The following is a 13,653-nucleotide window of genomic DNA, read 5'->3' as shown; positions in this document are numbered from 1 at the left end:
TTGTTTTTCCTCCTTTAAATATATAAACTAGAAACATATTAAGAATTTATTAAGAATGATAGGTTACAAGAGGAGAACTTATAATGCTAAAAAAATTATTAAAATATACCGTATCCGCTTCCATTATTGCCACTATGATTTCAGCTACACCTGCTTTTGCTAATCCAGTCACCCAAGGACAAATCAACCAAACACAAAATCAAATTGATGACTTTGAAACAAAGGTTCAACAATTAGACAATCGAATTTCGGTTGCTATGGAGAAAAGTCAAGAACTTAACGCCCAAATTAAAACACAACAAGGGAAAATTGGAGAAACGAAGGTTGAAATCACAGCAGCCCAAAAGTCACTAGATGCTCATAAGGAGGTCTATGCTGAGAGACTTAAAACCATTCAATTAGAAGGTAAACAGTCAGTGGCTACCTACGCAGAACTTTTGTTGTCTTCTAATAACATTTCTGAGTTTTTAACTCGTTTTACTGCCATTTCTAGTATTATGCAAAGTGATACAGACTTGCTGAATGGTTTAAATGAAAAAGAACAAGCATTAAAAAATGCAGAGGAAAAATTACATAATGAATACGCTCAATTACAAAAGAGCCAAACTGAATTAGCTTCTGAACAACAAAAGATTGAACAAGATAAAAAGGAAATTGAAAAAGAATTAGCTGTTGCTAAAGATACATTGCAAAGCCAACAGACCCAATATGCTGAACAACTAGCAGAAGAAGCACGCCAGCGTGCACTTGCAGAACAACAGGCTGAGCAGGCTCGTCAGCGTGCACAACAACAGGCTCAGCAACAAGCACAACAACAAGCAGAGCAAAGTCAGCCAGCCGCGCAGCAGTCCCAGCAGCCAGCGCAACAAGCAAAGCAGCCAGTTCAACAGCAAACGCCTGTAAGAAGCACACCTTCTAAGCCTACAACACCGGCAGTTGCAGCCCCTCCAGCAAACACTGGATCGGCAAGTGCAGTTATTGCCTATGCGAAACAATTTTTAGGTGTACCATACGTTTGGGGCGGATCTACACCAAGTGGATTTGATTGTTCAGGATTCACTTCATACGTGTTTAGAAATGCAGCTGGAATTAATCTTCCAAGGGTCTCACGCGATCAGCAGAATGTTGGAACGAGAATTTCTCCGAGTCAAGTTCAGCCGGGAGATTTGGTATTCAGAGGGAACCCAGCATATCATGTCGGTATCTATATTGGTGGCGGACAATATATTCACGCACCACAAACAGGTGACGTTGTGAAAATTGCAGCTTATAATCCGGCTAAGTTTTCTAGTGCGGCTCGAGTTTTACGATAGATTTAATCATTATTGATATATAGCTATTAATCTAAAAACATCCTATTTACGAGAATAGGATGTTTTTTTTTTGTGTGGAACAGTAAGAATTCGATTTTAGATTTGTAGCTAGAGATGACTTAGTACTTAGGGGATATCAAAAATGTCTAATTGTGTATTTCCTTGTGAAAACACAGATTGAACACTATTGTGAAAAACTGTGTCAGATTATGTGACAGAAATGTTCAAATAATGTCAATTATACTTTAATATCAATTTATTAAGTTAACAGTATTGTTTAAATTAAAAAAATGTAGACAATAGTGTTTAAGTAATATTAAAATTATGTAAGAGCTTACATGATATTTTAAGGAGGATTGAAGGATTTGGAATTAATAATGAGAAACATGTTTCAATCACTTGGGAAAAACACTTCCGCCAATAAACTCGCAAAGAAATATGGATTGCGTTTTGGGGCAAGCCGATTTGTAGCAGGTGAATCTATTAGATCTGCTATTGAAGTAGTTCAAAGGCTAAATAGCGAGGGCAAGGTGGTCACCTTGGACCATTTGGGTGAATTTGTTTATACCGAAGAAGAAGCACTTGAATCGGCTGCCATGTGTATTCAAACTTTGGATGCGATTAATGAGGCAGGCGTTAATTCAAATCTTTCCCTTAAAATGACATCTCTTGGCCTTGATATAAGCAAAGAGCTGTGTATGAAAAATATGCGTAAAATTCTTGATCGTGCTAAATTCCATGATAATTTTGTTCGAATTGATATGGAGGATTATGCGCATTGTCAAATATCAATCGATATTTACAAAGAGCTTCGCAAGGAATATGACAATGTCGGCCTGGTTATTCAAGCTTATCTCTACAGGACCGAACAGGATATTGCCGATTTAAATCAACTGAAAGCAAACTTGCGCCTTGTGAAAGGGGCTTACAAAGAATCAACGTCTGTTGCCTTTCCTGAGAAAAAAGATGTGGATGAGAACTACAAAAACATCATTAAGCAGCATCTTTTGAACGGCAACTATACAGCGATAGCTACCCATGACGAAACAATGATTGAATATACAAAGTCAATCGTGAGTGAGCATCAAATACCGAAAAATCATTTTGAATTCCAAATGCTCTATGGTATTTGTGAAGATATTCAAGCAAGACTGGTAAAAGAAGGGTTTAAAGTCCGTGTATATGTACCATATGGGATCGATTGGTTCGGCTATTTCATGAGACGTTTAGCAGAAAGACCTGCAAATGTATGGTTCGTACTTAAAAATCTACTAAAATAAAAAATTGATATAAAGAGGAGTCGAATGAATATGACAACAACAGTTCAAGTACCAACCTTTAAAAATGAACCTTTTACTAATTTTTCAATTGAGGAAAATAAGCAATCCATGTATGCAGCTCTTGCAAAAGTGAAAAAAGAGCTTGGCAAAAAGTATCCAATCGTGATAGGAAACGAAAAATTGTTTACGGAGGAGCAAACTGTTTCTATTAATCCGGGAAATGTCGATGAAATTATTGGAACTGTAAGTAAAGGGAATCAGGAGTTAGCTGAAAAGGCAATGCAGGAAGCTTTGAAGACATTTGAAACATGGAAAAAGGTTGACCCTGCAGCACGTGCAGAGTATTTATTCAAGGCAGCAGACTTAATGAGACAGCGCAAGCATGAGTTTTCCTCTTATCTTGTATTTGAGTCAGGGAAAAACTGGGCTGAAGCGGATGCGGATACAGCAGAGGCCATTGATTTTATGGAGTTTTATGCGAGGGAAATGATTCGCCTGAGTGAGACAAGCATTCATCAGCCGCTTACTAAAATCGAAGGAGAAGTCAACCAAATTTCTTATATTCCTCTGGGAGTTGGAATTGTCATATCTCCATTCAACTTCCCATTGGCCATCATGGCAGGTACGACCGTAGCAGCGATTGTATCTGGTAATACCGTTATTTTAAAGCCTGCAGATGCGACTCCTGTGATTGCAGCTAAATTTGTGGAATTAATGGAAGAGGTTGGACTACCTTCAGGTGTGCTTAACTTTATGCCTGGGGATGGAATCGACGTGGGAGAGTATTTGGTTGAACATCCAAAAACACGTTTCATCTCGTTTACAGGCTCACGTGCTGTAGGATGCCGGATCTATGAGCGGGCCTCAAAGGTTCAGTCAGGCCAGTTATGGTTAAAACGTGTCATCGCCGAGATGGGCGGAAAAGACGGAGTTGTCGTCGATGAAACAGCTGACTTAGATGCAGCAGCTGCAGCTATTGTTGCTTCAGCTTATGGTTTTCAGGGACAAAAATGCTCGGCTGGATCTAGAGCGATTATCGTAGAATCAGTTTATGACCAAGTGGTAGAAAAGGTAGTAAATTTGACGAAAAACCTATCCATTGGTCTTCCAGAAGAAAACTGTTCAATAGGACCAGTAATTGATCAGAAATCGGTCGATAAAATTATGAGCTATATTGAAATTGGTAAGATGGAAGGGAGACTCCTTACAGGCGGTTCAAGAGCAGCAGGAAACGGTTTTTATATTGAACCAACAATTTTAGCTGATGTTGATCCAAAAGCACGCATCATGCAGGAAGAAATCTTTGGGCCAGTTTTAGCGATTGCAAAAGCTGCTGACTGGAAGGAAGCTATTGAGATTTATAACGATACGGAGTATGGATTGACTGGCGCCTACCATTCAAAGGATGAGGAACGAATCAACTATGCTCTTGAAAATATGTACTGTGGCAACCTGTATATCAATAAAAAGTGTACTGGTGCATTAGTGGGAGCACACCCGTTTGGCGGTTTTAATATGTCTGGCACGGATTCAAAAGCAGGAGGACTCGATTACTTACTGTTATTTACTCAAGCTAAGTTAAAATCTAAAAAACTATCATAACAAAAAGATCGGAGAGCTCTCGGGGGTGGGGGGCTCTTCCAAGAAATTGAACAAAGGGTATCTTCTATGTATGTAGACGTGTTATTATGGGGGAATGAATACGGAGAATGGGGGATGACGATTGAATACACAGATACTTATTTCTATTGGTATTTATATGGTGGGCATGCTTTTAATTGGTTATTTCGCCTACAAACGAACTTCTAATCTATCTGATTATATGATTGGTGGAAGGGGCCTGGGAGCTGCAGTTACCGCATTAAGTGCCGGGGCTTCTGATATGAGCGGATGGCTGTTAATGGGATTGCCTGGTGCGATGTTTTCCCAAGGCTTGAGCGCATCTTGGATCGCCATAGGGTTGACAATAGGTGCTTATTTAAACTGGCTTTATGTAGCTCCAAGACTAAGAATCTATACAGAAACGGCCAATAATTCAATGACGATTCCTGCCTATCTGGAAAATCGTTTTGGGGATCGGTCATCCATGCTGCGATTAACTTCCGGACTTGTCATTATTGTTTTCTTTACTTTCTATGTTTCTTCCGGAATGGTTTCAGGCGGGGTGCTTTTTGAGTCAACGTTCAATCTTCACTATCAGGCAGGCCTTTGGATAATCGCTGCGGTTGTCATTGGCTATACTCTATTTGGTGGATTTTTAGCGGTGAGTTGGACTGATTTTGTACAAGGGTTAATCATGGTGATTGCTCTAGTCCTCGTTCCGGCTGTGACCATTATGAATGTAGGCGGGTTTGGCCCAGCTTTTGGTGAAATAAAAGGGATCGATCCTAAGTTATTTGATATTTTTAAAGGGACTTCATTAGTGGGAATTATTTCGTTAATGGCATGGGGATTAGGCTATTTTGGACAGCCTCATATTGTTGTACGCTTTATGGCGATTTCATCTGTTAAAGAGATTAAAAAAGCCCGGAGAATTGGCATGGGATGGATGATTTTCTCTGTCGGCGGCGCGATGTTTACTGGTTTTATTGGAATTTCCTATTATTCAAAGCAAGGACTTAATCTTGCAGATCCGGAAACGATTTTTATTCAATTAAGTGAAATCCTTTTCCACCCGCTCATTACAGGATTTTTATTAGCTGCATTATTAGCGGCTGTGATGAGTACGATTTCTTCGCAGCTTTTAGTAACGGCCAGCTCCCTGACAGAGGATATTTATAAGACATTCTTCCGCAGGTCGGCAACAGACAAAGAGCTGTTGCTCGTAAGCAGGCTTTCCGTCCTTGTGGTATCGTTTGTTGCTGTGTTACTAGCCTTCAATAAAAGTGGAACAATTCTATCGCTTGTTGCTTATGCATGGGCAGGATTTGGAGCTGCTTTTGGGCCTGTTATTTTGTTAAGTCTTTACTGGAAACGGATGAATCGATGGGGGGCTCTTGCCGGAATGATTTCCGGAGCCATTACCGTAATTATTTGGGCAAATGTTCCGGTATTGTCGAAAAGTTTATACGAGATGATTCCAGGATTCCTTGTGAGTTTGACTGCTATCTGGGTTGTCAGTCTGGCTACCCCGGAACCTAGTGAACAATTAAAAAAGGAATTTGATCGATATAAACAAACAGCATAATTATCCTGCAGAAATTTGAACCTCAAGTTTTAGATGGTATAAGTATTCAATAATGATTGAAAAAGCTGATCCCCATTCAATAATGGGTTCAGCTTTTTTAATCGGAATTTTGACTTATGTATTTTTAGTTACGCCTTTGCTCGGTGGGCTCCTAATGATAAATGAAGCGCTTAATTGGATACAGCGTTTCATTTTGTGTTAAAGTGAAAGAAAAGTGAGAAAGGATTTTAGTATGTTCAAAAGTGCACAATATCAATTGGATTACTTCTTTACAATTGTAAATGATCGTACACCATTAACTGAAATTAAAGAGAAACTGAAAGAGTATAATTTTGTCATTGTAGCAGGCGGAACATACTTTATCATTAATAACTATGAATATAATCTGATGGCTATAGGAAAAGACTCTACGCCTATTATTGACTGGCTTCAACATCTGAACTGGCTTGCGTCTACAGTCGTTTCAGCTGACAAAGGTCTTCCGTCGGAAGTGGACTGGAGGAGGCCGGTCCTTTTTAAGAATGAAAAGGAATACATAGGTATCCTGACATCTGGGAAGGAAATTGAAAAATTGAAGGAAGAGAACAGTAAGGTTTCAGCTTATTTTGAAACCTTGGCTGAAACCATAAGCGATTCTGTAACAGCAGTGGATGAATCTGGGAATGTAGTTTATTGGAATACAACCGCTGAAGAGACCTACAAGATAAAGAAGGAATTTATTATGGGTAAGAAAATCGGTGAGCACTTTAACGATGAATCAGTTATCCTTCATCGAATACTGAATGAGGGGCGGCCTGTAAGAGGGGAGTACCATCGCCCCAATAAGGATACTCATGTTCTGATAAGTGCCTTACCCATTATTCTAGATAATAAAGTAATCGGTGGTGTCGCTGCAGAACAAGATATTACAAATATTATACGGCTCAATGAAGAACTAGATTCAAACTCCTCTTTACTGGTCTCTAAAACAAATCCATTCTCTACGATGATAACTGGAAGCCCAAAATTTCAGGAGGCCATACAAATTGCTCAAAAGGTTGCTCATGCCGATATTCCGGTTTTCTTAACAGGCGAACCTGGTTCAGGGAAGGAAATGTTAGCGCAAGCCATTCACTATGGCGGGGCGAAAGCAGAAGGAGCTTTTATCAACTTGAATTGTTCAGTCATTCCTGCAGCCGTGTTAGAGATTGAACTTTTTGGATTTCAAAAGGATACGGACACCTCCGCACAACAGACTTTGCAAATTGGAAGGATTGAGCAGGCCTCAAATGGTACGCTATTTATTGAAAATGTTGATAAAATGCCGCTATCCATCCAAGGGAAATTACTGGACTACTTAGTCGACCATAGTTTTTACAGGGTTGGAGGGGGAGAGAAGATTACAGTCCCTACCCGTATAATCGCGTCTACGTCCGAACCCATTGATGTACTGCGTAGGGAAGGGAGTTTAAATGAAAAGCTCTATTTTCATCTTTCGGTGATCACCATCGATATCCCTCCGCTTCGGACCAGAAAAGAGGATATTGTCACATTGGTTGATAAATATATCAATGAATTTAGTGCTAAGTATAAAAAAATGGTTCCAGCGGTTCATCCCGAGGCGATGCTCCATATAGTGAACTATGATTGGCCAGGGAATGTTCGGGAAATCAGGAATACCATCGAACGAATCGTTCTATTGAATGACAAGCCATCTATTTCAAGTGAACAATTGCCTGAGAACATAAAGAGTAAAATTATATTCAATCATAACGAGGGAAAAGATGCGGAAAGCACCCCTGCGGAAATCTCCTCAAAGGATGCGGAAGCCTTGCAAATTGAAGAGGCATTAAGAAAAACTTATGGAAATAAAAGTGCTGCTGCCAGTTTGCTCGGTATTTCAAGGGGGACTCTTTACAACAAAATAAAAGAATATGGTTTGAGTTGAGCTATTCAGCACCATCTTGTGTCTCTTTTTATATCTCACGCTAGGATTATAGAGGAGGGGAAAATTCATGGGGGTAAACATAAATTTGTTACCGATAAAAGCAGTAATTTTAGCTGCAGGTGTTTCCTCAAGAATGGGAAAATTTAAACCTCTGCTTCTAATTGATGGAAAACCTATGTTTGAGATTGTTTTAACAAAGGTTTTATCGTTTCCGTTTCAAGAAGTTACAGCAGTTGTAGGATATAAAGGAAATGAGCTAAAAGAGGCTATACATGTCGAGGACAATCGCTTCAATTGGAATATGAATGAAAACTTCTTAGAAGGGTTAAGCAGTTCGATAAAGGCTGCAATCGATTTCGTTCCTTATGAAACAAGTGGTGTTTTAGTATTTTTGGGTGACCAGCCGCTTATACGGTCATCGACAATCGACCAAATCCTCAAAGTTATAATGGAAAAGGATCACGCTCAATCCCAATGTATTGTCCAACCAACCTACAATGGAATACCTGGGCATCCTGTTTTTATTTCTGCGCAAATGTTTCCATATCTTAACGACATAACAGGAGATCAAGGGGCAAAACCAATTTTTAAATATGCTGACAAGCACATATACATTCCTTTAGATGATGAAGGGACGATTTTGGATGTGGATACAAGACAGGATTATCAAAATATCGTTAATCAATCTAAATGAGACTGCTCTATTTCATGGGGGCAGTCTTTTTTTACTGGTCAAGGCATATCCTTCATTACCTAGAAGGTGAGAAGGTATAATAACCTTACAGAGACAGAAATTAAAAACGGTTATAACCTATTAATCATACCAATGATATATAGAGAAAAGGAGCTGCCATGACAAAAACAGGATGGAATTTTGATAACAGTTACTCCCATCTACCTGAAGCATTTTTCACAAGACTAAACCCAAGCCCAGTAGGATCACCAAAGTTAGTTATTTTGAATGGAGAATTGGGAGGGGAATTAGGCCTTGATATCTCTGAACTTCAAACAGATGATGGTATAGCAGTGTTTGCTGGAAATCAGAAACCGGAGGGAGCCGAGCCCCTTGCTCAAGCCTATGCAGGACATCAATTTGGGCACTTTACTATGTTAGGAGACGGTCGGGCTGTATTGATTGGGGAGCAGGTAACACCTCTAGGAAAACGGGTTGATATCCAGTTAAAGGGATCTGGCCGAACCCCATACTCACGCGGCGGCGATGGCCGGGCGGCACTGGGACCAATGCTGCGTGAATATATCATTAGCGAAGCGATGCATGCACTAGGAATCCCGACCACCCGGAGTCTAGCTGTGGTTGCAACTGGCGAAACCATTATCCGTGAAACCTTGCTGCCAGGTGCTATTCTCACCCGAGTGGCTGCGAGTCATATCCGTGTCGGGACCTTCCAATACGCTGCTGGAAGAGGGGAAGTCGACGATCTGCGTGCATTGGCTGACTATACCATTAATCGCCATTATCCTAAAATTCAGGATAATCGGGACAAGTATCTATCATTGCTTCAGGAGGTCATTAAACGTCAGGCTGCACTGATTGCCAAATGGCAATTGGTTGGATTTATCCACGGAGTGATGAACACTGACAACATGACCATTAGTGGGGAAACGATTGATTATGGGCCTTGCGCCTTTATGGATCAATATGATCCGGCAACCGTTTTTAGTTCCATTGATAGAGAAGGGCGTTATGCATACGCTAATCAACCGTATATGGGCGGATGGAATTTGGCGCGATTTGCCGAAACCTTATTGCCGCTTCTTCATGAAGATCAAGAGCAAGCTGTCCAATTAGCTCAGGAGACTATTTCAGGATTCATAAAGTTGTATCAAACCAATTGGCTGGCAGGAATGAGAGCAAAATTAGGCATCTTTAACGAAGAGGAACAGGATGAATCATTATTTGAAGAGCTGCTCAACCTAATGCATAAGTATCAGGCCGACTACACTAATACTTTCCGCTCCTTAACATATGCTCAATATGATGATAACAAGTTTTTTGGGCAACCTGAATTTTTACAATGGAAGGAGCGATGGCAGGACAGACTTGGAAGGCAGAAGGAAACAGAGGAGGAATCCAATCAGTTAATGCAAAACAGTAACCCTGTGGTAATCCCTCGGAACCACCGGGTAGAAGAAGCGCTGGAAGCTGCAGTTACCCAAGGAGATTACAGTGTAATGAGCAAACTTTTACATGTACTCTCAAACCCGTACACTCAAAATCCGGTACAGGAGGAATACTGTACACTTCCTGAGCCATCTACTCGTCCTTACCAAACCTTTTGTGGTACATGATTGGAAAAGTTTTGACGAAACTTTAAGAAAATACTGATAACTTATTGCTAAAGATGGAGATGTATATTATAGTTAAGATGGATATAGAGTAAATGCTCTATTCTACCCGGAAAATTGAAGTAAATAGGTAAATCTTAATGGTAACGAATTCTAGAAATTGATGCTAGATTTTTAAGCCACAGTAAGATGCAGGGGATCCTCTGCTCTTATTGTGGCTTTTTTATTTGAAAATTTAGAAAGGAGGGTCTGCCTTATGGTTATGCATGGAACCGACCGAAAGAGAGTTCTATTAAAAGTATATAGAGATACGAACATGGATAAGGACTTTTCGATCTTATCTAAAAATCGTGATGCATTTATATTAGTTGACCTGGAAGGGAAAATTGAATATTCAAGCCATGCTTGTGAACCCTTATTTGGTTATTCGAGGGATACTTTGCATCAAATAGCATTAAATAAATTGTTTATCTTAGACTTTTTAAATCAAGAGCAAACCTTCTTTAAAGGGAGAGAACAGGAAAAACTTGATAACTTTGATGCCCAAGTAAAAGTCATTGATGGAAGTATCTTTGATGTAAACGTTACCTCAATTCCTATCTTTTTTGAAAAGGATTACCTTGGCACGTATCTAGTCATTAAGGATATAACATCCATAAAACAGAACAGGTTAACGATGGAGCGTGAAAAAGAGTATCATACCTTGATTAATAATTTATCTCGCTTATCGGAAAAACAAGCTACGGCTGGTCAGCTGGCTGCTGGGATTGCCCATGAAATTCGCAACCCCATTACCGCTATAAAAGGATTTTTACAACTACTAATGGGAGAAAACGTGGGTAATCAGATCTATTTTGAAATCATTAATTCCGAGATTGACCGGATTGAAGAAATTCTAAAAGAATTAATGGTCCTTGCAAAGCCAACCAAACAAAAATATGAGCGAGTAAATCTTCAAAGTTTATTAGAGCAAGTTGTTACCTTAATGGCATCGCAGGCCCTCTTAAATAATATTCAAATTGATACACAACTTGATTTTACTTACACGTGGATAACTGGAGATAAAAATCAATTAAAACAAGTTTTTATTAATTTTATAAAAAATGCAATCGAAGCAATGCCCGAGGGAGGGATCGTGCAAATAAATGGGAGCCCTCTTGTTGGAGGGCAGGTCCGAATTAGCATCACCGACCAGGGCTGCGGAATTCCTGAAGAAATACTCAATCAAATTGGCCAGCCTTTTTTTACCACAAAAGAAAATGGAACGGGGCTGGGGCTGCTCGTTAGCCGGCAAATAATAAAAGAACATAAAGGAGACTTATTCATAGAGAGTAGTCGGAAGGGAACCGCTCTGCATGTGGAATTTCCTTTATCTTCTGAACAATAATTTTTCATTCAATGTTATTTTTCACCTAATTTTGTTGTTATGTTGTAAATTTAATGTTATCATGAGTTTTGTCTAATGTCTTGCTGTCATTAGTTTGAAAAAGTGATTTAAAGTCTATTTAAAATCAATATATTCTTATTTGTGATGGTAAATGGTAGAAACTAATTTTTTAAAGTCGTCTTAACCGTGGCCTAACTTCCTTTTTGTGAAGTTAGGCCTTTTTATATTGTATCAAGGGGGATCTGAATGGTTGCAACTAAAGAAGATTTGCTGTCTCTGAGCAGTTCTTTTAGTAAAGTCTTAAAGGGGGGGTTTGGAAAAGGTCCTGAGACCTGTTACACGGTCTTAAGGGCAAACAGACTATACGTTTATATCCGTAACTTTATGACACCTGCCGAAGCAATTTTAGCGGAAAAGCAAGAATATAATTTAGTGATGAATTTTCGGTCGTCTGTCATAACAGCTTTGTCCCAAGATTTGCTGCAAGAGGCATCGCTTATTTTAGGAATTTCTTTCGATTCCTTTTATCAAGATTGGAACTATAATTCGAACTCGGGTATATTGCTATTAGTGAATAATAGTTTCAATCCTGATGTGAAGATAGATGAGAGTTTTGAGAGAAAGTTATTTCAATTAGTTCGAATGGTGGGTTCGCAGTTTCATAAAATTCCCAGCGAGTTAAAGGTTGTTAAGTACACTCAAAATATCTGTGCGATTGAATCAAAAGGTGTTATGCTGCCATTAGACTGCTTGATGGTGGAACAGGGGAATTCTGACTTGTTATTTACCTATGCTAGAGAAATTAAAAAGGGGTATTATCAGCATAGGGAAATATTTGAAGAAATGTTTAATCGTTCGATTGAGGATTTATTTATCATGTGGGACTATAAAAATAATAAAAGTTATTTGATCTTTAGTTTCAACAAAGTATATACCTGAATAAAAAGATAAAAAGTTTACTGCCTGGGCATGATAATGCAGGGCAGTGTTTTTTTGCCCTTTTCGAAAGTGAGGTCGAAACACTTATGTCATCGCCACTGCAGCAAAAGTTAATGGATATTAGCAGCTTGACTAGTAAATTGTTAAGAAAAAATTTTGGACGTGGACCAGAAACTTGCTACGCTTATGCAAAGGATCAGTTTTTGGTTTTTTACATAAGGGGATTCCTGTCGCCGTTGGAAGCTGCTTTATTGGAGAATGGTAATTCCGATCAAATCGAAATTTCAAGAAATATAGTCATGAAAAATGTTCAAAACCAGTTAAAAGGAATTCTTGAGCTGGAATTTGCGCAAGACATCGAATCCTTTTATCATGATTGGAATTATCCACAAAACACAGGAATGATCACCGTCCAATTTGAGGGTGCTATTATAGAGAAAGTTGGCCCTAAGATTAGTGATCCTGTGGAACTCAAACCCTTAATTGATGAGGTTGAAAGGATCAGCGTATTGGTACAAAAAAGACCTGAAAAAACCGAGGCATATTTTATTCCGCCAAAAATTTATTTGATAATACGAGATGGAATTTTAATTCAGATTGAAAAGGCATTAATCGAAAAGGGATATGAACAAACGCTGATGGTCACCAAAGATGAACTGGAAAAATCTTATTTGCATCGGGATGGGCGCTTTGAAGAGATTTTTAGCAATCCTGTAGCAGATATTTTTGTGGATTGGGATTTTAGTGAGGATAGAAGCATCATGTGCTTTGTCCTTAAGGATAATAGGTAAAAGCATAATGATAACAACAGCATTTTGGCAGGTTTTAAAATAGGATGCTTGAATTATTGTCCATGACAGGCATCCGTTAATCTGCCATAATCATCCTAGGTACTAATTGAAACGGGGTGATTTTTATGTTTATTGTAACAGAAGCGGCAAGACAAGAGCTGCAAAATCGGTTAAAACTAGGTCATAAACAGTTTATTCGGATGCAAATGCGGAAAAGTTGTTTTATGAAAGTGAAGGTAACATTAGAAGATACTATTCAAGCAAATGATAAAGAAGTCATAAAAGATAGCCTGCACTTTATTATTGATGCAGGAGAATGCCATTATTTCAATCATAAAACGTTAGATTATATACCTGATCAAACTGGATTTAAACAATTTGAGATCCTTTAGTCGGACCATAATTTAAATTAGCCGTATTTTCCAAAGGGAGAATTCGGCTTTTTTTTCGAAATGCATGTTAAACGACTTTGTTATTTTTTAATACTCTGTTGATAGGAGCGGATAAGCTCGACTCCTGCGG

General features: G+C 39.0%; 11 protein-coding genes. All 11 read left to right on the top strand.

Features of this window, described 5'->3' with window-relative positions:
• Positions 1–83: 83 nt before the first annotated feature.
• The 11 genes from V7266_RS21345 (at position 84) to V7266_RS21295 (ending at position 13,523) form a co-directional block, all read left to right on the top strand.
• Positions 84–1,313: a C40 family peptidase gene (locus tag V7266_RS21345; protein WP_335470702.1), complete on the top strand. Its 1,230-nt coding sequence runs from the start codon at positions 84–86 to the stop codon at positions 1,311–1,313.
• A gap of 365 nt (positions 1,314–1,678) precedes the next feature.
• Positions 1,679–2,593 carry a proline dehydrogenase gene (locus V7266_RS21340; protein ID WP_335470700.1) on the top strand — a complete coding sequence of 305 codons (915 nt, stop codon included), beginning with the start codon at positions 1,679–1,681 and terminating at the stop codon, positions 2,591–2,593.
• A 30-nt stretch (positions 2,594–2,623) separates the two neighbouring features.
• The gene (gene pruA, locus V7266_RS21335) at positions 2,624–4,195 is read left to right on the top strand and encodes an L-glutamate gamma-semialdehyde dehydrogenase (RefSeq protein ID WP_335470699.1); all 1,572 of its coding nucleotides are present in this window, start codon (positions 2,624–2,626) and stop codon (positions 4,193–4,195) included.
• A gap of 121 nt (positions 4,196–4,316) precedes the next feature.
• Positions 4,317–5,780: a sodium/proline symporter PutP gene (putP, locus tag V7266_RS21330; protein WP_335470696.1), complete on the top strand. Its 1,464-nt coding sequence runs from the start codon at positions 4,317–4,319 to the stop codon at positions 5,778–5,780.
• A gap of 232 nt (positions 5,781–6,012) precedes the next feature.
• The gene (locus tag V7266_RS21325; RefSeq protein WP_335470693.1) at positions 6,013–7,707 is read left to right on the top strand and encodes a sigma-54 interaction domain-containing protein; all 1,695 of its coding nucleotides are present in this window, start codon (positions 6,013–6,015) and stop codon (positions 7,705–7,707) included.
• A 67-nt stretch (positions 7,708–7,774) separates the two neighbouring features.
• The gene (locus V7266_RS21320; RefSeq protein WP_335470692.1) at positions 7,775–8,401 is read left to right on the top strand and encodes a nucleotidyltransferase family protein; all 627 of its coding nucleotides are present in this window, start codon (positions 7,775–7,777) and stop codon (positions 8,399–8,401) included.
• A gap of 158 nt (positions 8,402–8,559) precedes the next feature.
• On the top strand, positions 8,560–10,017 hold the full coding sequence (locus V7266_RS21315) for a protein adenylyltransferase SelO (RefSeq protein ID WP_335470691.1): 1,458 nt from the start codon (positions 8,560–8,562) through the stop codon (positions 10,015–10,017).
• A gap of 253 nt (positions 10,018–10,270) precedes the next feature.
• The gene (locus V7266_RS21310; RefSeq protein ID WP_335470690.1) at positions 10,271–11,401 is read left to right on the top strand and encodes an ATP-binding protein; all 1,131 of its coding nucleotides are present in this window, start codon (positions 10,271–10,273) and stop codon (positions 11,399–11,401) included.
• A 246-nt stretch (positions 11,402–11,647) separates the two neighbouring features.
• Entirely contained in the window at positions 11,648–12,340 is a 693-nt protein-coding gene (locus tag V7266_RS21305; protein WP_335470687.1) for a Na-translocating system protein MpsC family protein, read from the top strand.
• Positions 12,341–12,426: 86 nt separating this feature from the next.
• Positions 12,427–13,131 (top strand): Na-translocating system protein MpsC family protein, encoded by a 705-nt coding sequence (locus V7266_RS21300; RefSeq protein WP_335470684.1) that lies wholly within the window; start codon positions 12,427–12,429, stop codon positions 13,129–13,131.
• A gap of 125 nt (positions 13,132–13,256) precedes the next feature.
• The gene (locus tag V7266_RS21295) at positions 13,257–13,523 is read left to right on the top strand and encodes an iron-sulfur cluster biosynthesis (protein ID WP_335470681.1); all 267 of its coding nucleotides are present in this window, start codon (positions 13,257–13,259) and stop codon (positions 13,521–13,523) included.
• Positions 13,524–13,653 lie beyond the last annotated feature (130 nt).

The sequence above is a fragment of the Neobacillus drentensis genome (assembly GCF_036965645.1).
In the GTDB taxonomy this organism is placed as follows: domain Bacteria; phylum Bacillota; class Bacilli; order Bacillales; family Cytobacillaceae; genus Neobacillus; species Neobacillus drentensis_D.
Note: the sequence above shows the minus strand (reverse complement) of the source record. Positions and strands in the feature narration are given on the sequence as shown.